At 61.0% G+C, this 20,806-nt stretch carries 20 protein-coding genes; 8 read left to right on the top strand and 12 right to left on the bottom strand.

Annotation, left to right across the window (positions count from 1 at the left end; translation table 11 throughout):
- The first annotated feature begins 133 nt into the window (after window positions 1-133).
- Both ACK3R5_RS16675 and ACK3R5_RS16670 read left to right on the top strand, forming a co-directional pair.
- The gene (locus tag ACK3R5_RS16675) at window positions 134-1,492 is read left to right on the top strand and encodes an ABC transporter substrate-binding protein (RefSeq protein WP_411965874.1); all 1,359 of its coding nucleotides are present in this window, start codon (window positions 134-136) and stop codon (window positions 1,490-1,492) included.
- A gap of 155 nt (window positions 1,493-1,647) precedes the next feature.
- A complete protein-coding gene (locus ACK3R5_RS16670; RefSeq protein WP_411968909.1) occupies window positions 1,648-2,703 on the top strand; it encodes an aminopeptidase in 1,056 nt (351 codons plus the stop codon).
- 31 nt (window positions 2,704-2,734) lie between these two features.
- Here the strand turns inward: ACK3R5_RS16670 and ACK3R5_RS16665 are convergent, their stop codons facing one another.
- Together ACK3R5_RS16665 and ACK3R5_RS16660 are read right to left on the bottom strand one after the other, a co-directional pair.
- Window positions 2,735-3,595, bottom strand: coding sequence for an MBL fold metallo-hydrolase (locus tag ACK3R5_RS16665; RefSeq protein ID WP_411968908.1), 861 nt, complete (start codon window positions 3,593-3,595; stop codon window positions 2,735-2,737).
- Entirely contained in the window at window positions 3,592-3,945 is a 354-nt protein-coding gene (locus tag ACK3R5_RS16660; protein ID WP_411968907.1) for a nuclear transport factor 2 family protein, read from the bottom strand. The genes ACK3R5_RS16665 and ACK3R5_RS16660 overlap by 4 nt, the downstream gene beginning before the upstream one ends.
- A 130-nt stretch (window positions 3,946-4,075) precedes the next feature.
- On the opposite strand from ACK3R5_RS16660, the gene ACK3R5_RS16655 reads away from it, so the two are divergent.
- Complete coding sequence (locus tag ACK3R5_RS16655) at window positions 4,076-4,966, top strand: dihydrodipicolinate synthase family protein (protein WP_411968906.1); 891 nt, start codon at window positions 4,076-4,078, stop codon at window positions 4,964-4,966.
- A 53-nt stretch (window positions 4,967-5,019) separates the two neighbouring features.
- Here ACK3R5_RS16655 and ACK3R5_RS16650 read toward each other — a convergent pair whose 3' ends face one another.
- The 4 genes from ACK3R5_RS16650 to ACK3R5_RS16635 form a co-directional block, all read right to left on the bottom strand.
- Window positions 5,020-5,982 carry an NAD-dependent epimerase/dehydratase family protein gene (locus ACK3R5_RS16650; protein WP_411968905.1) on the bottom strand — a complete coding sequence of 321 codons (963 nt, stop codon included), beginning with the start codon at window positions 5,980-5,982 and terminating at the stop codon, window positions 5,020-5,022.
- A 63-nt stretch (window positions 5,983-6,045) separates the two neighbouring features.
- Window positions 6,046-6,936: an alpha/beta fold hydrolase gene (locus ACK3R5_RS16645; protein ID WP_411968904.1), complete on the bottom strand. Its 891-nt coding sequence runs from the start codon at window positions 6,934-6,936 to the stop codon at window positions 6,046-6,048.
- Window positions 6,933-7,316, bottom strand: coding sequence for a hypothetical protein (locus ACK3R5_RS16640; protein ID WP_411965881.1), 384 nt, complete (start codon window positions 7,314-7,316; stop codon window positions 6,933-6,935). The genes ACK3R5_RS16645 and ACK3R5_RS16640 overlap by 4 nt, the downstream gene beginning before the upstream one ends.
- Window positions 7,317-7,424: 108 nt before the next feature.
- Window positions 7,425-8,411, bottom strand: a complete 987-nt coding sequence (locus ACK3R5_RS16635) for an aminopeptidase (protein WP_411965882.1) — start codon at window positions 8,409-8,411, stop codon at window positions 7,425-7,427.
- A 135-nt stretch (window positions 8,412-8,546) separates the two neighbouring features.
- On the opposite strand from ACK3R5_RS16635, the gene ACK3R5_RS16630 reads away from it, so the two are divergent.
- From ACK3R5_RS16630 to ACK3R5_RS16620, 3 genes are all read left to right on the top strand, one after another.
- The gene (locus tag ACK3R5_RS16630) at window positions 8,547-10,205 is read left to right on the top strand and encodes an aldehyde ferredoxin oxidoreductase family protein (RefSeq protein WP_411968903.1); all 1,659 of its coding nucleotides are present in this window, start codon (window positions 8,547-8,549) and stop codon (window positions 10,203-10,205) included.
- Complete coding sequence (locus ACK3R5_RS16625; protein WP_411968902.1) at window positions 10,202-11,959, top strand: adenine deaminase C-terminal domain-containing protein; 1,758 nt, start codon at window positions 10,202-10,204, stop codon at window positions 11,957-11,959. Before ACK3R5_RS16630 ends, ACK3R5_RS16625 begins: the two co-directional genes overlap by 4 nt.
- A gap of 73 nt (window positions 11,960-12,032) precedes the next feature.
- The gene (locus tag ACK3R5_RS16620) at window positions 12,033-13,028 is read left to right on the top strand and encodes an LLM class flavin-dependent oxidoreductase (protein ID WP_411968901.1); all 996 of its coding nucleotides are present in this window, start codon (window positions 12,033-12,035) and stop codon (window positions 13,026-13,028) included.
- A gap of 10 nt (window positions 13,029-13,038) precedes the next feature.
- Here ACK3R5_RS16620 and ACK3R5_RS16615 read toward each other — a convergent pair whose 3' ends face one another.
- Window positions 13,039-13,440 (bottom strand): Zn-ribbon domain-containing OB-fold protein, encoded by a 402-nt coding sequence (locus ACK3R5_RS16615; protein WP_411968900.1) that lies wholly within the window; start codon window positions 13,438-13,440, stop codon window positions 13,039-13,041.
- Complete coding sequence (locus ACK3R5_RS16610) at window positions 13,437-14,660, bottom strand: thiolase family protein (RefSeq protein ID WP_411968899.1); 1,224 nt, start codon at window positions 14,658-14,660, stop codon at window positions 13,437-13,439. Before ACK3R5_RS16610 ends, ACK3R5_RS16615 begins: the two co-directional genes overlap by 4 nt.
- A gap of 103 nt (window positions 14,661-14,763) precedes the next feature.
- On the opposite strand from ACK3R5_RS16610, the gene ACK3R5_RS16605 reads away from it, so the two are divergent.
- Window positions 14,764-15,267 carry a cupin domain-containing protein gene (locus tag ACK3R5_RS16605; RefSeq protein WP_411968898.1) on the top strand — a complete coding sequence of 168 codons (504 nt, stop codon included), beginning with the start codon at window positions 14,764-14,766 and terminating at the stop codon, window positions 15,265-15,267.
- Between the two features lie 96 nt (window positions 15,268-15,363).
- Here ACK3R5_RS16605 and ACK3R5_RS16600 read toward each other — a convergent pair whose 3' ends face one another.
- The 4 genes from ACK3R5_RS16600 to ACK3R5_RS16585 all read right to left on the bottom strand — a co-directional run bounded on the left by ACK3R5_RS16600 (window position 15,364) and on the right by ACK3R5_RS16585 (window position 19,533).
- On the bottom strand, window positions 15,364-16,935 hold the full coding sequence (locus tag ACK3R5_RS16600) for a class I adenylate-forming enzyme family protein (protein ID WP_411968897.1): 1,572 nt from the start codon (window positions 16,933-16,935) through the stop codon (window positions 15,364-15,366).
- Between the two features lie 130 nt (window positions 16,936-17,065).
- Window positions 17,066-17,806: a carboxymuconolactone decarboxylase family protein gene (locus ACK3R5_RS16595; RefSeq protein ID WP_411968896.1), complete on the bottom strand. Its 741-nt coding sequence runs from the start codon at window positions 17,804-17,806 to the stop codon at window positions 17,066-17,068.
- Between the two features lie 147 nt (window positions 17,807-17,953).
- Complete coding sequence (locus ACK3R5_RS16590) at window positions 17,954-18,358, bottom strand: Zn-ribbon domain-containing OB-fold protein (RefSeq protein WP_411965892.1); 405 nt, start codon at window positions 18,356-18,358, stop codon at window positions 17,954-17,956.
- Window positions 18,355-19,533: a thiolase family protein gene (locus tag ACK3R5_RS16585; RefSeq protein ID WP_411968895.1), complete on the bottom strand. Its 1,179-nt coding sequence runs from the start codon at window positions 19,531-19,533 to the stop codon at window positions 18,355-18,357. Before ACK3R5_RS16585 ends, ACK3R5_RS16590 begins: the two co-directional genes overlap by 4 nt.
- A 97-nt stretch (window positions 19,534-19,630) precedes the next feature.
- Here ACK3R5_RS16585 and ACK3R5_RS16580 point away from each other — a divergent pair, with 97 nt between their 5' ends.
- On the top strand, window positions 19,631-20,803 hold the full coding sequence (locus ACK3R5_RS16580; RefSeq protein WP_411965894.1) for an acyl-CoA dehydrogenase family protein: 1,173 nt from the start codon (window positions 19,631-19,633) through the stop codon (window positions 20,801-20,803).
- Window positions 20,804-20,806: the final 3 nt, after the last annotated feature.

Below are 20,806 nucleotides of genomic sequence, written 5' to 3'. Positions count from 1 at the left end.
GGATGACAGGGGAACGAATCGTCGTAAAGCACAGAACACCCCAATCATCTTGCATGTTATTGACGGATTACGGTGATTCCCACATCCCTACAGGAAAATCGTTATATACCCGTGCAACCATGCTTGTGATTGTATGCCAATGAACAGGCGACGGTTTCTTCAAGCGGCAGGTGTGAGTGGCGCAGTCGCGCTGGCCGGATGTACCGGCGGGGGCGACGGCGGAGATAGCGGAAACGGTGGCGGCGACGGCGGTAACGGTGGCGGCGACGGCGGCGACGGAGGCAACGGGGGTGGGACAACCGGTGGTAACTCAGTCGACGAAGTCATCGTCGGGACGCTGACGCCGCTGACCGGCCCGTTCGCACGTGACGGAACACTTGTGAAGAAGGGCGTCGACTACGCCGTTAGCGAAATTAACGCCGCTGGTGGTATCGAATCACTCGGAGGCGCAGAACTGACCGTCGTCTCGCAAGACACCGGTGAAAGTACAAGTACGGCGACATCAGCGGCACAGAGTCTCTATTCGAGTCACAGTCCGTCGGCGACGATGGGGTCCTGGCTGAGTTCACAGACTATCGCGACATCGGCAGTTTCCGAACGGAATCAGGTACCACAGCTGACCATCTCGTACTCCGACAAGATTACCGAACGCGGCTTCAAGTACGTGTTCCAGACGCCGCCGAAGTCCAGTCAGTTCGGTCAACAGAGTCTCGAACTCTCGGCCAGCCTCGCTGAAGCCGTCGGAAGCGAAGTGAACAAAGTGGCGATGGTCGGTGACAACACGGCAGCAATCACCTTCACCTTCGACCCACTTCGAGACACGTTTATCCCACAGACCGAAGGTGTCGAACTCGTCGTCGACGAGGTGTGGACGCCGACGCTGTCGGACGCGACGCCAATCGTTCGCGCACTCAAAGAAGAAGAACCAGACGTGATGTTCTTCGGTGCAACGGCGTTCTCGGACGCGCTGGCAGTTCTCCGGAAGATGAACGAACTAAACGTCCAGATGCCGATTATCGGTATCGGGGCGTGGCTGACGCTCCCGGCGTACGTCGACAACATCGGTGCCGACCTCGTCGAGAACATCATGGCCGTCACGGGTGCACACCCGCTGCGGGGCCAAGAAGAGAGCGTTCAGAACTTCACGAGCTTCGCCGACGAGCCGTTCATGATTCAGGACTCTATCGGTGGATACGCCCACACGTGGCTCGTCAAGGAGGCCATCGAACAGACCGGCTCGGCAGACCCAACTGACGTCCGTGATGCGCTCGCCAGCACGACGTTCACCGAAGGACCGGCGGTGAACTCGTTCCCGGTCGAACAGATTCGCTTCCAAGAGGGTGGCCACATGGAGAACGCTCAGGTCGTCATGGCCCAGTGGCAAGACAGAGGTGACGCTGATTGGGCCGGCACCGAGGCAGTACCGTTCACGGTGTTCCCAGAGGACTTCAAGATGCGCGACGTCAACTGGGTCCCGGCCGAGTACAGCTAAACCGACCGACCTTCTGCCGTCTTCCGGCTTTTTCGAGGAAATCTGCCACCGAGAGACGACTCTCGCTGTCGCGAGCGACGTGAAACGACGCGCACCGCCCAGTCGTGTGTTATCACGAACCATATCTTTACCTCACTCTACGACGACCAACTGCCATGGGTCAGAGACCAGTACAACAACCAGCAAACCGCATCATCGAGGCGATGAAGACAGTCAAGAAACCCCTCGAACCGAACGTCTCACCGGGCGACGAGGTACTCATCGTGACCGACACCGACCACGACCCCGAAGTGTGGCGAACTATCGCGGTGGCACTGGTCGACATCGGTGCCCACCCCGTCGTCTCGATGTTCGAACCGAGGGAGATGGACTACTTCGACCCGCCAGAGAGCGTTGGGGAGCAGATGCAGGCCGTCGACGTGGTCGTCACCTGTACGACGACGGCGATGCTCCACAGTCCCGCAGGCCACGCGGCGATGGCGGACGCAGGCGTCCCTATCATCACGATGGACGGTGGTATCACCATCGACATGCTGACCAAAGGTGCGGCGACGGCCGACTACAAAGAGGTCGAACGACTCACCTACGAGGTTGCGACGAAGGTTTTCGAAGGCGGCAGCGAAGCACGCCTGACCAGCGAACACGGATGTGACCTCACACTGAGCATCGAAGACCGGGTGTTCGTCCCAGAGAAACCGGACCCGGACGCACCGGTCGGATGGCCGGTGAAGGCAATCGAACTCCGCCCAGGGTTCACTGCAGCGGTCTTCCCCGGTGGGGAGTTCAACGTCCCACCGGACCCGACGACTGCCGATGGCACACTCGTCATCGATACGACGATGCACACGCTTGGCCGCCTCGAACAGCCGATAGAAATCGAAATCGACACGGGTGAAATCGTCGATATCAGCGGCGGTCATCAGGCGCGCGAACTCGAACGCCTCCTCGAAGAGTACGGTGACGAAGACGCCTACAAGATGCCGACGGAGTTCTCTGTGGGGACGAACCCACAGGCGCGCGTCACTGGCGTCCAGCGGGAGGACAAGGTGATGCTCGGGTGTATCCACGTCGGCCTCGGGACGAACGCCGACGTGGGCGGCGAAGTGCAAAGTCGCCTCCACATGGACGGCGTCGTCGCCCGACCGACGCTCGAAATCGATGGCGAAGTGAAAATCGACCGAGGCGAAATCCTGCCATTGCAAGAGTCCTGAACGGTCCACCGTCGGTCTGCGCCTGTCGCGGTCAATCGGCGCGTCGCAGGACGACGAACTCTTCGAACTCGTACTTGTTGGCCGGGCCCCAGTCGGTGTCGACGACGACTGATTCGGCAGCGCCCGAATCGACCTTCTCGAGTCCATCGTAGACAGCGTCGAGGATGGCGAGTTCGTCACCGCGGAAGGGGTCGTTGTGTCCAGAACAGAGGACGTCGAACGCGCCGTCGTCTCGGTAGTCGACGAGTGTCGCGACAGACCGGCGGTAGTCGTCGAGGTCACAGTCGCGGAAGTGCGCGTAGATATTCCGGTCGATACCGATGACGTCGGCGCCGAAGCAGACGCCTGCATCGGTGTCGATGGCGGCGAGTTGTCCGGGGGAGTGACCGGGGACAGAGACGAGTTCGAGGTCACGGTCCCCGACGCTCAGCACGTCGCCCCCCGAGACAGCGGCGACGTCAGTCGCAGGCGGAAGCGTGTACTGGTCGGGGTCGAACCCCTCGGGGAACGGTTTCCCGAGGTCACGCCAGTTCGCGACGAACTGTTCGGGTCGTTCGACGAACTCGTCGGTGAGTGTGTCGATAGCGACGGTTCCGTCTACCCCGCGCTCTTGGTCGTCGATAACGACGTCGTCGAACTGGTGGGCCGCACCGATGTGGTCCCAGTGAGAGTGTGTGAGCAGAACCGCCGGGTCGACGCCGGGTCCGACGACATTTTCGACAGTCGCGCGCAGGTCACCGATGCCGAGTGCCGTGTCGACGACGAGAGCCTCGTCGGTATCGCGAGATTCGACGACGAAGGCGTTACACGGGAGTGCGCCACGACCCTCGGTAATCTGGTGGATACCCGACGCGACCCGCTCGACGTCGAACCAGTCTGTGGTGTCGTTCATAGCCGTGTGTAGACTCCGACGTAACTGATTCGTCCTGCATCGTCGTCGAATTCGAAGACGCCGACGTAGGCCCCATCGAGGGAGTCCTCACCCATCTGCCCCGTAATCGTCCCCTCACAGACGGTTGCAGTATCGTCGTGAACTCGGCGGAACACGTCGTGGGTGGTGTTTTTCGTCTGGCGCCGTTCCTCGAAGAACGTTCGAACCGCGCCGTGACCGTGCATGGGTTCTTCACCGGGGTAGAGATATTCGACGTCCTCGGTGAAGGCGGTCAACATTCGGTCGAAGTCGGCGTCGTCGACTGCACTGTAGTACGTGTCGATGAGTTCGTTACGGATTGCTATCTCCATCGTTGTCGGTACCCACACTGCACAGGAGCATGGACCTTTCGCCGCCAGAAGTCGGCGAGGAGACCAGACATCACTCGTCTGCGGGAGTATCTTTTTATACGTGTCCGGGAATCCATAGAATGGATAACGTATGACAGACAGCATCACGGGAATCATAGCGCCAGTGATAACGCCACTGGACGACGAGGGGAACCTCGTCGTAGACCGTATCGCAGACAGCGTCGACTACACCATCGAATGTGGGTGTCACGCAATCGTCGCCTCCGGGACCGGTGTGCAGGAGACTGCGGCACTCTCGCCAGACGAGCGAAAGACAGTGGTGAGTGAGACGATAGACGCCGTCGACGGCCGCGTCCCCGTCCTCGCCGGTGTCTCGTACCCGGCCCAACCCATCGTCTCCGAACTCATCGACCACGCCGAGTCCGCGGGTGCAGACGCACTCCTCGCGATGCCACCGTGGGGTGTCGTGCCGAGCCAAACCGCAATCGTCCGGTACTACAGCGATATCGCTGCCGAGACGGACCTCCCCATCCTCGCGTACAACAACCCCGGTGTCACCGTCGATATGTCGAAAGAGACGATGCTCGAAATCGCACAAATCGACGGCGTCGAGTACATCAAAGAGAGTCTACGCGACTGGCAAAAGCTCGCCTGGTTGTTCGAGCGCGTTCACCACGCAGGCCACGCAAAAGTCTTCGCGACGATGGACGTCCTTCTCCCGACGCTCCAGACTGCCGACTCGGGTATCATCACCCCCGCCCCACTGACCGTTCCGTCGATGGAGATTTACGAAGCGTTCCAGGAGGGCGACATCGACAAGGCTATCGAAATCCAGCGAACCTTCGGTGACTTCCCACCTGAGGAAGCCGACATCGGCCTGACCCCTGTCTGTAAGGCGGCGACGGTGCTGGCAGGCGTCGACGTCGGGCCACCGCGCAAACCCTACGACGCCCTCGACGAAGCAGGGCGCGAGGCCGTGAGCGAATGGATGGACGACGTCGGTGTCCCACGCAAAGACTGAGGACGACGACACCAAATTCGGCCCAGAACGAGAAACGACGACCGAACCGCACGTCACTCCCAGGGGACGTCGGACGGGTCGAACGACCACTTTTCGGGATTCTCACGAAGCCACTCGACGTAAGCCTCGACTGCTTCTTCGATGCTGTATCGGGGTTCCCACCCGAAATCGTCACGGAGGCGGCTGGTATCCGTCGTCGGGTGCAACGCGAGTTCGCCGGCATCCTCGGGGGCGAACAATTCGAACTCTGCGTCGGAGACGGAAGCACGGACCATCTCGACGACGTCACCGAGCGTCGCACGCTCACCAGAACCGACGAGATATCGGTCGTGAGGGAGTTCGTCTGCCGTGACCGCCGCGACGAACGCCCGCGCCGTGTCTTCGACGTAGATGATTTCGATTGGTTCGGGGACGTCCGGGACTCGCATTGGAGTTCCACTGACAGCAGCTTTGACGATGAAGGCGTCTTCGACGTTCCCGCGCGACCGGTCTGGTCCCAACCCGTGGACTGGTTCCATCGCTGCAAACTCGACGTCCGTCTGCGACTGGTAGACGCGACCCAGTCGTTCGACTGCGTACTTCGTCAGTCCGTAGACGTTCGCCGGGTCCTGCGGGTGAGTCTCGTCGAGTCTGTCGACATCGGTCACGTGTCCATACGCGGAGACGCTGGAGGCGACGACGACACGTTCGACGCCGTGGCTATCGGCTAATTCGAGGATATCGAGCGTCGCATCGACGTTGACCGCCATCGCCTGCCGAGGGTTCTGTTGACTCGAACGGCCGAGCAGCGAGGCGAGGTGGACGATGCGGTCAGGGGTGACTTCTCCAAGGACGTTCGCCACCGTGACGGTGTCTGTGACGTCGCCACGAACGAACTCGACTTCCTCGACGACTGGGTCGAGGACCGGTGTCGGTTCGTTCAGGTCGAAACACGTGACTTCGTGGCCATCTTCGACGAGTTGTGTGACGACGTGTGCGCCGATGAAACCGGTGCCGCCGGTTACGAGTACTCGCATACACACCCCACGAACGCAGACGGTATAATCGTATCCTGTAGTCGGACCACAGGAGTGCGACGCCTACGCCGACGAGAGAATATCGTCGAGCACTGGGTCGATGTACTGCTTGAACAGTTCTGGGTTCTCGACCATCGGGAAGTGGCCCATCTCTTCCATCACCTCGAAGTAGACGCCCTCGATTTTCTCTGCAACCTCCTTGGTATCGCCGGGCGACGCCGAGAAGTCGTACTCTCCGGTGAGGAGGTATACGCCGCACTCATCGGTATCGATAGCCGCGACTTCCTCGCGGACGTCGAAGTCCTGCGTGTAGAAGTGTAGGTCACCGACGTAGACACCGTGTCCACCCTGTGTGTAGTGCCACCACGATTCACGCCTGAACTTCTCCGGGCTTTGTGGGGCCTGGAGGCCGTACGTCCACTCGGGTCTGACGACTTCGTTGTTGATGTGCGGATGGTCGAGATAGCCGATGTCGCGCGTGGGAGCAAACCCTGTCGACTCCAGACCGATGACGGCGCGGAGGTCCGTAGCGTAGGAGATAGCGAGTTCGAGGACGATGGCCCCGCCCATCGAACACCCCATGACTGCCGGTTGGTCGAGTCCCATCGCATCGACGAACGTCATGACGAACTCGGCGTAGAAATCCGTCGTAAGCTGGTAGTCGTCGGACCACCACTCGGTGTCGAGCGGTGGGCACGTCTGGCCGTGCCACGGCATGTCGAACGTGTACAGCGTAAACCGGTCGAGGATATCTTCGTCGTTCATCAGGTGACGGTACTGCCGGCTATCGGCACTAGCGGTGTGCAACAAGACGAGTGGGACGTCACCTGACCCTGCAACTTCGTAGTAGGTTCGGTACTTCTCGCCCTGACACTCGAGCCAGACGTATCCACCAGTGAGTGCCTCGCGTTCACCGTGTTCGAAGTCCTCGCCCGTCTTCGCAGCGTCGCTCATGTTCCTACCTCCTGAAAGACAGCGAGCATACGCTTGAGCGGCCGAATGTGCTGGATAGCGACTTTCAGGTCACCCTCCATCGTCATGTCGCCACGGAGCCACGCGCCGAGTAAGTCGTTGTGTAAGGGTGGCGGTACCTCGGCCAGCATCTTCCGCCAGGTACCCTCCGAAGCTCGTAACGCGAAGTCCCACGTGGCGAACGTGGGGTCGTAGTGAACTTCTCGAACCGCGCCGTCGTCGATGGTCAACGCACAGGCGTAGTCACCGAAGTCGAATCGGATCGTTGCGTCGAACGCACGAGAAAACCGTTCGAACTCGGCGTCGTCGTTTACCGCCTCCACGGCAGTGTCAACCCAAGAACTACTGGGGAATGTTGACATACAACAGGATAGAGGACGATGGACCACTTAGTCATTACCCCTCGTGTCAATCTCTACCCAGCGGCCACCCGCCCCCAGACTCGGGTACGACGACCGGTCGTCTTTCCATCACTCGTCTGGTTCGACTAAGATTTCCCCGTGGTCGACGATTTGTCTGTCGTCGACCCACACGCTTGGCCACCGAATCGTTCCGTCGATGTGGAGTTCACTTTGAATCTCGCCGCCGAGGTCCTTGTTCGCGCCCGTCGCGATGTGGACGGCACCTTCGACTTTCTTGTCGGTACGCATCCGGCCACTGACCTCTGCGTCGGGGTTGATACCGACAGAGAACTCCGCGGCACAGTACCAGGCGTTCTCGTCGGCCGCTTCGAGAGTCTCACGGAACTCGTCGGCCTGCCGACCACCGCTGACCTCCGTGACCCATCCGTCCTCCACTTCGAGGCGAATCGGTTCGTCCAGGAGACCGATTCCGTGGACGGTCGTATCCCAAACGACCGTTCCGTTCGTCGTTCCTTCGTCGGGGGCGACGCCAACCTCCCCGTCGGGGAATGCACAGATGTTCTGTGTCGCGTTCTCGACGATTTTGCCCGCGATAGGCCAGTACGTCTGTCCCTCGATGTCACCGACGACGTCCGTGCCGTGTTCGCTCGTGATGCGCATCACTTTCCCCTCGGCGTAGATGTCTCCGAGCGCTTGCGCGATACCTTGCATGGCCTCGTAGTCCGCGCCTGCCGCCCCGCTTCGGAGAATGTCGGGCGTCATCTCGTCCATCGCGATACACTTGACACCTGCTGCCTGCGCTGCCGCACCTGCTTCGGAGTGAGTAATCGCCGTCGACGTAACCATCAGGCAGAGGTCGGCAGCGAGCATCGCCTCACGAGCGGCCGCTGTGGGGTCGTTGCCGTGTTTCTCGCGTGGGGGGATGAGCGCCAGTGTCGGGTCTAACCCCTGTTCGTGGGCGGCGGCGAACAGTGCTGCCCACACCGATTCGGCCACGGCGGTGTCGGAGACGATGACGACTTTGTCACCGGGTTCGGCGTTCAGTTTGAACGGTTTGCTAGCGTTGCGGACAAGCTCTGCTGTCTCTGCGAACATCGTATGGCGTTCACCGCACTGGGTGAAAAAGGTTACAGCGAGCACAGCACCGAAAACTGGCTGTCCTGCATCGATTCGTGATAAATTTATGATACTTTCCGCATCGCTTTTTTCGCCCCGAAACGAGGTACACCCATGCTACACAGTGACGGACCACTACTCACAGTAGACCTCTCAGCGCAGTTGGTGAGAGAGTCCGACATCACCGACGTCCAAGAACAGTATCTGGGCGGACGTGGGGTTGGGACCCGACTCGCCTACGAGCGTATCCCGTTCGACGTGGACCCACTCGGACCCGAGAACCGCATCGTCTTGACGACAGGGCCGCTCCAAACGTCTTCGATGAGCTTCACCGGGCGGATGAACGCAACAGCGGTGTCGCCGTTGACGAACGGACTGTGTTCGTCGAATGCCGGGGGGTTCGTCTCTCGACACTTCGCCGCCACAGGGTACGGAGCAGTCGAGTTCACGGGCGTCGCGGATGACCTCCTCGTCGTTCACTTGACAGACGAGGGTGTCGAGTTCGAACCGGTTCCGAACCTCTCTGGCGCGACAGTGTCCGAGACTGTCGACTACCTCGAAACCGAGCACGGAATCACTGCCGACCAGACGGCAATCATCGGGCCAGCAGGCGAGAACGAGGTTCGCTTCGCTTCGATTATGACCTCCGCAGAGCGGGCGTTCGGTCGAGGTGGCCTCGGCGCAGTCCTCGGGTCGAAACGGGTGAAGGCGGTGACCTTCGATGGGGATTCCGCACCCACCGTCGAACTCCCGGCGACGGCGATGGACGTTCACCGGGAGGCCGCAACGAGCGACCACATCATGAAACGACAGGGGACGGTTGCCGTGATGGACCTCGCGAACGAGTTGGACGGGTTGCCCTCGTACTACTTCTCCGAGCAGCAGTTCGACGGCGTAGACGGAATCAACGGCGACGCAGTCGAGAAGAAGAAGTACAAGAAGGGGACGTGTTCTTCGTGTGCGTTCGCCTGCAAACTCCCGACACGAGACGAGGAACGCGGCGTCGTGACCGAAGGCCCCGAGTTCGAAGTCGCGATGGCGTTCGGGTCGAACGTCGGCGTCGACGACATCGTCGACGTGATGAAGTCGAACAAACTGTGTGACGAGTATGGCCTCGACGCGATATCGGCGGGGAACACGATAGCAGCGTATCTCGCGAGTGAGTCGGCGTTCGGTGACCGGGAGCGCATCTGGAACCTCGTCGAACAGATTGCTCGGCGAGAGGGTGTCGGTGACGTGCTCGCAGAAGGTATCGACAGAGTTCACGAGGAACTCGGCGTCGAGAACTGGTCGGTGAAAGCGATGGATTTCGCCGCCCACGAGGGGCGTGTCCTCCACGGCCAAGGACTCTCGTACGCGGTTTCGAACCGCGGTGCCGACCACATGTACACCACCTTCTACTCGCTCGAATACCCGCTCGTCCCCAAAGAACAGGGGCTCGAACCAGAGGGGACCCTCGGGAAGGCGAGCCACGTCGTCGAACGGGAGAACCTGATGGCACTGAACGATTCCGGTGTGGTCTGTAAGTTCTCCCGCGACTTCATGAGCCCGGAGCGCTACGAGGCGCTCTTCGACGCCGACTTCGAGGAGTTACTCGCGGTCGGTTCGCGGACTGTGACCCTCGAACGACACTTCAACAACCAGCGCGGGTTCGACCGCTCGGACGACCGACTGCCGTACGACCTCCCAGACTTCGAAGCAGCGCTCGACGAATACTACGAGGCACGCGGGTGGACCGACGATGGCGTGGTTCCGGACGCTGCGCTCCCATGACCGACCTTCACGCAGTCGCCCTCGGCGACCACCCTGCGGACCTCGTGATTACGAACGGTCGAGTGTTCTCCCCTGAAACCGGGACGTACGACTCGGTGGACGTCGTCGTCGCAGGAGACAGAGTCGCCGACCTTCCCACAGATGGGTCACACGCAATTAGTGAAGCGACGACAGTCATCGATGCCGATGGCGACGTCGTCCTCCCGGGGTTCGTCGACGCACACACCCACCTCGATACGTTCCAAGCGTTCGAGCAGGCGTACGTCCACGCACTGACTGGAGGAACGACTACAGTCGTCTCGGAGACGGATCGATTCGCTCGTCGCGTCGGGACCGACGGTGTCGAGGGACTCCTCGACGCAACTGCTGACCTCCCCATCCGCGTGTTCGCCACCCTCACCCCGATTCCGTTTTACGGTGCAGTCGCGGGTCTCGGACCCGACGCAGTCGACCCGGATTCGTTGCTCGCACTCGCGTCCCACCCACGCGTCGCCGGTGTCGGCGAGGTGTTCTGGAGTCGCATCGTCGGGCGTGACGATATCCCTCTCTCCGAACTCGTGACCGCAGTTCGAGAGGCGGGTGGCGTCGTTTGGGGACACGGTGCTGGTTGCCACGATGGCAAGCTATCTGCGTTCGCGACAGTCGTCGACAACGACCACGAACTACTCGACCACGGCGAGGCCGAAGCACGCGCTCGTCGCGGCATCACACCCATCGGTCGCTGTGGTTCGATACGTGACGACATCGACTTCGTCGCATCGGCCGACCAGCGCGTGCTTTGGGGGGAGGCCTGTCTGTGTAGCGACGGCATGTGGCCGGCAGAACTGCTCTCGGATGGGTACATGGACCACGTCGTCCGTCGAACGATAGACGCTGGCGTCGCTCCCGAGACTGCGTTCAGAATGGCGACACTCAACCCCGCTCGCCACTGCAATCTCGACGGACTCGGGTCGCTATCACCGGGGTCGTACGCCGACGTCGTCGTCCTCTCTGACGTCGAACGAGTGGCCGTCGAGACAGTCGTCAGCGGCGGGAGAGTGGTCGTCGAAGACGGTGAGGCGCTCGTCGAGTACCGCTCTCACGACTACCCCGACGACTGGTACGACTCGGTGACGCTCGACGTCGACGCCGAGCGATTTCGCGTCCCCGTTCGAACCGACGGGCGGGATGGCAGTGACCGTCTGGAGCGTCGGGAGACGGTCCGAGCCATCGGCTACATAGAGGGGTTGCTCTCTGAACCTCAGGAGGTTGTCCCCCGCGTCGTAGACGACACGCTCGTGGCCGCGCCCGAGCGAGACGTGCTGCTGATGGCACTGCTTCCCGCCCGTGAAGACCAGCCTGACCCCGGCTTTACCGGATTCGTCACTGGCCTCGGACTCGAAAGCGGAGCAGTCGCGACGAGCGACACGTGGGGGAATCCGGGCGTCCTCGTCGTCGGTGCCGACGCAGCGTCGATGGTTCGGGCAGTCGACCACGTCGAAGCGCTCGGTGGTGGCTGGGTCGTCGTTCGCGACGACGAAGTGGTCGCAGCGCTTCCGACGCCGATTGCAGGCGTCTGTAGCGACACCGCAGTCGAGACGACACACTCCCGCGCGGAAGCGGTTCGCTCGGCACTCGCCGACTCGGGGATGACCGCACCACAACCGCTACTCGCGATTGGGACGCTCACGTCCATCGGGATGCCGTGGTTCAAACTCGGGTTCGACGGCTACGTCGACGTTGTCGGTGACGCCGTCGTCGGACTGTGGGACTAACGAGACAGCGACTGTTCCAACTCCCCTGCTGTGGGGCGAACGCTTAATCACCCCGTTCACGTAGCCACCTTCGATGGCGCAACTCGGACTCAGGCTCCCCGACGAGACGTACGGATACGACATCGCAGACGTCGTCGAACTCGCGACGTTCGCTGAATCGTGTGACTACCATTCGGTGTGGACCGCCGAACTGCAAGGCCACAACGGCTTCCTAATACTCGGACAAATCGCCGCCGAAACGTCCGATATCGGCCTCGGAACCGGCATCGTAAACGTCTATTCACGGACGCCGGCATTACTCGCGATGAGTGTCGCGACACTGGACGAACTCTCGGACGGTCGGACCATACTTGGTCTCGCCGCGAGCAGTAAAGTCACCATCGAGGAGTGGCACGGCCTCGAATACGAGCGCCCACTTCGACGCGTCAGAGAGTCTATCGAGATAATCCGTGCGGTGATGAAGAATCGGCGCGTCACCTACGACGGCGAGATATTCTCACTCGAGGACTACCCACGTTCGTTCGACCCGGTTCGAGAGGACGTCCCCATCTACAACGCTGCGCTCGGGCCGACGAATCGGAAACTCACCGGTGAGTACGCCGATGGGTGGCTTCCAGTCCACGTCCCTCGAAGTCGGTTCGCAGAGTACGTCTCGGAGATAGACGAAGCGGCCGAGGGCGCTGGTCGTGACCCAGACGACGTCACCGTCGCACCGTACGTGGTTGCCTGTGTCGACGAGGACGGCGAGCGCGCTCGTGGCTACGTTCGTAACCTGTTGAGCTTCTATCTCGGGGCGATAGATTACTACGCGGGGGTGTTCCGTCGGTTTGGGTTCGAAGAGGACGTCGAAGCCGTTCGGGAGGCGTGGAGTGCCGGCAACCGCGACGAGGCCGCCGCGCGTGTCTCTGACGAACTCCTCGACGAGATTGCTATCGGTGGGACGCCCGAGGAGGGCCGAGCGCGCCTCCGCGAGTACCGTGAGTTGGGTGCAGATATCCCCGTCATCTATCCCCCGAACGCACCACGTGACGTCATCGAGACGACTGTCGAAGAGTTGGCCACCTATTGAGCGGTGGCCCTCAGTCAGGCCTGAACATCGGGAGCAGTTGCCCCTCGATGGCCTCGAACGTCACGGTGAGAGAATCCCCGACAGAGAGCGACGCCGGGTCGCAGTCGACGACGTTCGCGAAGACGGTTGGCCCGTCGTCGAGAGAGACGAGCGCATTGACGTAAGGAGTCTCGTTCCCCCACGTCGGATGGTACTCGAGGTGGACGACGCTGAACGAGTATAGTGTCCCGTGTCCATCCGACTCGCGAAGTTCGACCGACGACGACAGACAGTACGGACAGACGACGCGCGGTGGGAAGTGCGCTTCCTCACAGTCTCTGCACTCGGGCACCATCAGTCGTCCGTCCGCCGCGTAGTCGAGATATTCGGTCACGAGCGGCCAGTGGAGCGGGTCTGCCGTTTCAGTGGTCATCGTGCACGCCCCTCGTGCCCGAGCAAGACGGTACTGTGACACGCACAGGTACTTCCCATCCCGTGGACGAGACCAATCTCCGCGTCTGAGACAGACGCACCGAGTGGTTCGCCAGAGAGTTGCCGGAGACATTCGACGGCCGTGTTCATCCACAGACTGACACCCGGTTGTCCGAAGGTCAAATCGCCACCGTGGGTGTTGAACGGTAGTTCTCCGCCCTCTCGTGCGATGCCACCGTTCTCGACGAACTCTCCAGCGTGCCCCTTTTCGCAGAATCCCAGGTCTTCCAACAGGAGGAGTGCGATGTTGGAAAACAGGTACGTCACTTCGGCGACGTCGACGTCGTCTGGACCGAGCCCAGCCTGTTCGTAGGCACGCCGACTCGACTCCTGTGCGCCGGTGTGCGTCAGTTGGTCAGGTGCCGACACTGCTGCTGTCCGGAGCGATGGTCGGGCGCTGACGTACTCGTGGGTGGAGTACTCACCGGTTCCGAGGATGTCGATGCGCGGGCCATCGAAGTCGTAACTGGCGGCGTTTTCGGTACTCGTGACGAGGAACGCGCCACCGGTCCCCGCAGGCCCCCACGGAACGCAGTCGTACAGGCCAAGCGGTTCGGCCACCGGCGGGGCGTCGAGAACCTCCTGGACAGTCAACGGCCCTGCGTCTCCAAACGTCGCATGCGGGTGGTCCATCCCCCACTCACGGGCGGCGACAGCAACCTCGGCCATCTGCTCGCGGGTCACGCCGAACTCTGCCATCTGCCGCCGGGCGATGAGCGCCATCGCAGACGGGTACACGAGTCCGTACGGGTCTTCGAACACCGGGTCGACGTCGGTTCCTGCCATCCCACCTGAGGGGTCGTCGAAACTCGCTGCCGCGTCACTCTGGACACAGAGCACCGGGTCTGCGATACCCATCGTGACGGCCATCGCGGCGTATTTGAACATCGAGATGACCCCAGCACTGTGAAAGGTGACCGTCGTCGAAAAGGAGGGTGTCAGGTTGAAGTGACTCGACATGATGTTGTTGTATCGGGGTCGATGGTCAGCCATCGGTGCCCACCCCGTGAGAAATCCCTCGACTTCGTCTTTCTCGACGCCTGCCCGGTCGAGTGTCTCCCGAATCGCCTCGCCCGCCAATTCGAGCGGTGCTTTCGGGTCGTCGTCGGTGGCGTAGGCCTCCCCCCACCCGATAATCGACGCTGTACTGGTACTGACCATACGACGACAGTCACCTCGTACCGAAAAAAGCATACCGGCGACGGACGGCACGTACGTCCCGTCTGGTGCGTAGTTATTTGTCGCTCACACGAGTCCAGAGGGTATGGGACTGAAGATTAACAGAGACGACGTTCCAGAGGCGGGACTGAGCGGTGACCACCTCAAGGGAGGGGAACTCGTGACCCGGATGGTGTACGGAAAGTCGATGAGTATGGTGTACGCCGAGCGACCAGCGGACTACCACTCGACGCCCCACGTCCACGACGCCGAACAGTTCAACTACGTCCTCGAAGGGAAGATATGGATATTCGTCGAGGACGAGGCTGACCTCCTCGAACCGGGAGACTTCAGCCGAGTTCCACGGATGGCCGTCCACTGGTCGAAGGTCGAAGAGGGACCGTGTGTGATGGTCGAATCGCACTCGCCACCGTACATCGGCGACGAGGGTCTGGCGGGTGCGAACAAAGAGAAAGTCGTCGGACTCTTTACCGACGACGAGACGCCGGAGGCGTCCGCAGAGGCCTCGAACGTGTGGGCAGCGGATTCCTACGCAGAACACGAAGACGAATTAATCGCGTCCTACCGTGAAGAACACGGTGAGAAGTAGGACCGACGCACGACGGAGAAGACGACGAGGACCAACGCACGACGGAGAAGACGACGAAAACCGACGACTGAGGGAGCGTGCTACGGAGACAGTGAGTCACGCGTCGTCGGCGAAGAACCGTTCGACGACCTTCCCTCGATTTATCTTGTTGACTGCGCCGGTGGGTATCTCAGACTGAGAGGAGACGAACGCGTAGGTCTTCGGACGCATCGCAGTCGTCAGTGCATCGCTCTGTTTGCAGACTTCGTCGAGTTCGTCTTCGAGCGTCGCAGTGTCTGACACGCTCGTGAGAATCAGCGCACAGACGCGCTGTCCCCACTTCTCGTCCTCGACGCCGACTACGACTGCCTCCTCTACGGCCGGGTGTTCGAAGAGAACGCTCTCGACTTCACTGGGGTAGATGTTGATACCACCACTGCGGATTCGGTCGTCGATGCGCCCGAGGAAGACGAGGTCACCTTCTTCCGAGACTGTCACCGAATCACCGGTGCGTATCCATCCATCGGTCACGAGTTGGGACTGGTGCTCGTCGTCGACGTACCGCGTCATGGTCGTATCACCGCGGACGAGGAGTTCGCCGGTGTCGCCCGGACGAACCGGGTCCGATACTGCTGGAATCTTCCCGTCTGGGTGGCCGAGTCGGACGTCGACGCTCCGGCCGGGTGCTCCCAACGCCGGGGGGTCGTCGAACGGTTCCGTGAGACGCTTCGTGGCCACGAGTCCCGTTTCAGTGGTCGCGAAGATTTGGAACAACTCGTCGGTCAGGGCGGCGAGTCGTCGCGCTCGCTCCCCACTCGGGACGACGGCGTGGATGGCCCGCAGCGAGAGAGTTCGGTCGGATTCGTCGAGGTAATCGAGGAGGACCGTCCCCTGCGTGAACGCGAGCATGAGGACGGTGACGCCGTGTTCTTCACACGCGTCGGTGACAGCTTCGGGGGCGAATTTCCGGAGGACGACGTTTTGGGTACCGCTCATCACCGTGGGGAGACCGTACTGGAGATAGGGCGCGGCGAACATCATGTCGTTCGTCGTCACCCGGACGTTCTCTGGGCCGAAGGGAAACTCACCCATGAGAACGTCGTTGAAGTGCAGAGTCGCTTTGTGGTCTCGACGGACGCCCTTCGGCCGACCGGTCGTTCCCGAGGTCCAAAAGACGTTGTGTGGGTCCGAAGCATCGTGGTCGTCACTTCCTGCTGGCGGGTCGTCTCGGACGCCATCGAGGAACGAATCGATTGTAGGGTCCTCGCCGTCTGTCGCGTCGTCTAAGGAGACAAACGGAATGGCATCGTCCTCCATCGCGGCCTTCACGGTTGGGAGCGACTCTTCGAGAACGTCATCCTCGGCCGTATAGAAGAGCGCGGCGGGCGCCAGCGTGTCGCAGATGTACTCGACGTTCCGAGTCGATTGAAAGGTGCTGATCGGTGAGTACACCGCACCGAGTTTCGAACACGCGAAAAAGAGGGTGTAGAGGTCCACGTGGTTGTGGCCGTGAGTGACGACGTGGTCCCCCTCCGAGACACCCGCCTCAGAGAGCGCGTTTGCGACTCTGTTCACCCGGCGGTCATATTCGCCGAACGTGTAACTCGTCCCCTCGAACCACATCGCGGTTCGGTCGCTTCGCCAGTATGCCTGCCGTTCGAGTTCGTGATGGACGAGCCAGTTTCCCATGTATCCGGGAACACGAACAGAATATTTAGTCATTGTGGAGAGGTACCACACCACAGTGGGCGAAAAGCTCGCCGAGTGATAGATTGGTGTTCGGAGTATCACCTGTCGGGCGAGGGAGAACGCACCGTGTTCAATCGAGAAGGTCCCGCGCTCGTGCCTCCTCGACGAGGATAGGGAGTCCTGCACTCACGGTGTTCGCACCGATGGCGCTCGCAATCTCCATGACGGCCATTATCTCTTCGCGCGTTCCACCGTAGTCCAGTGCCTTCTTGATGTGGATTCGGAGGCCGGGGAGATACATGTGGTTCGCCGACGCGTCTGCCGCAATGACGACGAACTCCCGTTGGAGCGGGGTCAGCAACCCAGCCTCTGTCGGGTGCGACGAGAACTCCAGATACGCCTCGAAGTACTCCGAGTCGATTTGGACGACTTGGTCCCAGAGTTCGTCCCAGTAGCCACGCTTGGACTCGAATCGGTCTCTGAGTTCGGCTTGCTTCTCGCGTTCGGCATCGTCGACGTCAGTGGGGAGGCTAGTCTCGTCCACGAGGACAGGAACACCCTCAGTGACGGCGTGGATACCGATGGCCGAGACGAATTCGAGCGTGCCGAGAACCTCTTGGACGCTCGCTCCGGCGTCCAGTGCGCGCCCGACGTACCGACGCATCTCTGGTTCGTAGACGGTTGTACAGGCCGCGTGAGAAGCGAGTGCGACCAGTTCTGCCGTCTTCTCGTCCAGTGGGCCGTCCATCGGGTGTGAGGCGAGTGCTTCGTACCGCTCGACGAACGCAGGGTCGAGTTCGAGTTCGGAGAGTAGGTCTCGCGCTGCTTCCCACGTCCCTCTCTCGTGTGGTTCGTCTGGCGTTTTACTCATCGGCGTCGCCTCCGCGGAACCGCATGTTGGTCGAGAGCCCATCCGGACAGTGGTGACTGTTCACACGCTGCATAGGTTCCGTGGGACGACCTAGGTAATAGTGTTTGTCACGCGACGAGGACACCACCCGAGAGTTGCCGAGGTGAGTTACACCGGCTTGAACTTCGGGACAGTCACCTCGTCTGAGTACTCTTCGAAGACGACTTCCACCGGCATCCCCCGGTAGAGTTCGTCGTTCTCGCAGTCGACCACGTTTGCTAGATAGCGTGGGCCTTCGTCGAGTTCTATCTCTGCGACGTTGTACGGCACCTCGTCGGCGAATGCTTCGAAGTAGACACGATGGAACACGACCCACGTGTTGACCGTGCCCTGCCCGCTGAGTGGCACCCACTCGTACCCTTCTGCCCAGCATTCGGGGCAGACTGGGCCGGGTGGCCAGCGGATGTACCCGCACTCGTCGCACTGTTGCATGCGCAGTTCGTGGTCTCTCGCAGCGTTCCAGAACGGTTCGTCGTCGTCGTCGATTCGAGGGAGAATACGGTCGCGTGTCATGGTTCTTCGTTTCGCATGATAATCGAGTCGCCAAACGGCGTGGCGAACTGGACGGTGTCGGCGTTCGTTAACTGGCGTTTGTCAGCCTCACCACGGAGTTGGTTGTACATCTCGACGAGGTGGTTCCACGCGGAGATGTGGCCGTTCGACAGCAGGCCACCGTGGGTGTTCATCGGAAGTTCGCCATCGAGACTGATGTTGCCGTCCCGAGCGAACTCGAAGGCAGTACCGGGTTCGCAGAACCCCCATCGTTCCAGTGCGTACCAGACGTTCGGTGTGAACGCGTCGTACGTGTACAGCGCGTCGATGTCGTCCCGAGTCACGCCCGCCCGTTCGAAGACAGGGTCAGTCACGCTCGCATCGTATTCGTACTCTCGCTGGGTGCGGATACCCATCCCTGGTCGGGCGAACAGATGGTTCTCCCGTCCCGCGTGTAGTCCTTCCATGGACGCGACGTACGCCGGGTCGTTGGGGAGAGATGCCGCGTTCTCTGCCGTCGTGACGATGAGATACGCCCCACCGTCGGAGAGTGGAGCACAGTCGAACAATCGGAGTGGGTCGACGATGTATCGAGAAGCCTGGTGGTCTTCGATATCGATGGGTTTCGAGAAATGTGACCGTGGGTCGAGTGCCGCGTGCTCGCGGAACGTCTTCGAGATGTGTGCGAGGTCCTCGCTGGTCGCCCCATACTTCTCCATATAGTACCGAGTCGCGAGCGCGTTCCCGCCAACGGGAGCAGTCATCCCGTACCACGGCCGTTCTGAGTGCTCTCCGATAGAACCAATCTCCGAAAGACTCACACTCTCTTCACCGCCCATCTGGTCGACGGCAGTGAACTTGAGTCCGAGGCCGACGGCGACGTACTCCGCGACGCCAGTTTCGACTGCCATCGCGGCGTGCTGGAGTCCACTCCCGACCCACCGACCATGTGCCCAGTACTGCGCTGTGAATCCCACGTCCAGAGCGAGTGCTTCACACAGACGGTCGTAGTGTCTCGATAACGGAGACCCCATGTTCGTCACGAGGCCGTCCAGTTCGTCTCGGCCGATGCCCGTGTCTTCGAGCGCGTTTTTCAACGCCTCGGTCGCCAGTTCCAGTATCGAACGGTCGGGGAACTGACCGAACTGTTCAGTCGTCCCAGCCCCGACGATGACCGGGGTATTTTTACGAGTCATTCGGTAACACGTGTGATGCCCGACGACAAGATACTTTGGCTTACTGTCGCCTCACCGACCGCAACAGTCATAGTTCCGTTCAGGCTTCTTCCTATACATGGGTTACCGAAGCACAGAGATAGCAGACGCGATTCTCTCTGCCGAACACCGAATGCTCCGCGACGAGACCCGGCGGTTCGTCGAGAACGAAGTCCGACCAGAAGCGCACGAACGAGACCACCTGAAGCAGAACATGTCCGACGAACTCGTCGAGAAGTTGGGCGAGATGGGGTTTTTCGGCATCCTCATCGACGAGGAGTATGGTGGTCTCGGCCTCGATTTGAAGGCGTACGCTCTCATCGCCGAGGAACTCTCGCGAGGGTGGTTGTCGGTCGGGAGTATCATCGCCCGAGGGCAGAGTCTCGCCGGGGCGACTGACGCACAGAAAGCGGAGTACCTCCCGAAGATGGCGAGTGGCGAACTCTTGAAGTCGATTGCTATCAGCGAACCGGAAGCCGGTTCTGACGTTTCGAACATGTCGTTACGTGCCGAACGTGACGGCGACGAGTACGTCCTCAATGGACAGAAGACGTGGACGACGTTCGCCAAGGGCTCTGATTTCATCCTCACCTACGCGGTGACCGACCCCGATGCAGAACCGGCCTACCGAGGAATCTCCGGATTCATCGTCGAGAAACCACGGGGAACGTTCGACCGTGACGGCCTCTCGGGGAACCCTATCGACAAGATTGGCTACCACGGGTGGCAGACGTGGGAAGTCAACTTCGACGACGTCCGCGTCGACGCCGACAAACTCGTCGGGGAAGAAGAGGGGAAAGGCTTCTACCAGATTATGGAGTTCTTCGAGGAAGGCCGAGTTCACACCGCAGCACGCGCCGTGGGACTCGCACAGGTCGCACTGGACGATTCTATCAAGTATGCCGGTGAACGAGTCCAGTTCGACGAGCCAATCTCCGAGTTTCAGGCCATCCGATTCAAGCTCGCCGAGATGGCGACGAAGACGGAGGCGGCACGAGCACTGACATTACTCGTCGCCGAGGCGGTCGATTCAGGAGAACGTGCCGACGCACAGGCCGCGATGGCGAAGTTATTCGCGAGTGATATCGCCGAGGAAGTCACGAGCGAGGCCATCCAGATACACGGCGGGTACGGGTACACGACAGACTTCGACGTGGAACGATACTGGCGCGACGCGCGCCTGACGAAGATTTTCGAAGGGACCAACGAGATACAGAAACGAATCATCGCCGACCGACTGTTAGGTGACTGAGTA

Origin of the sequence: Haloferax sp. YSSS75 (assembly GCF_046764215.1) — an archaeon.
Lineage (GTDB): Archaea > Halobacteriota > Halobacteria > Halobacteriales > Haloferacaceae > Haloferax.
Note: the sequence above shows the minus strand (reverse complement) of the source record. Positions and strands in the feature narration are given on the sequence as shown.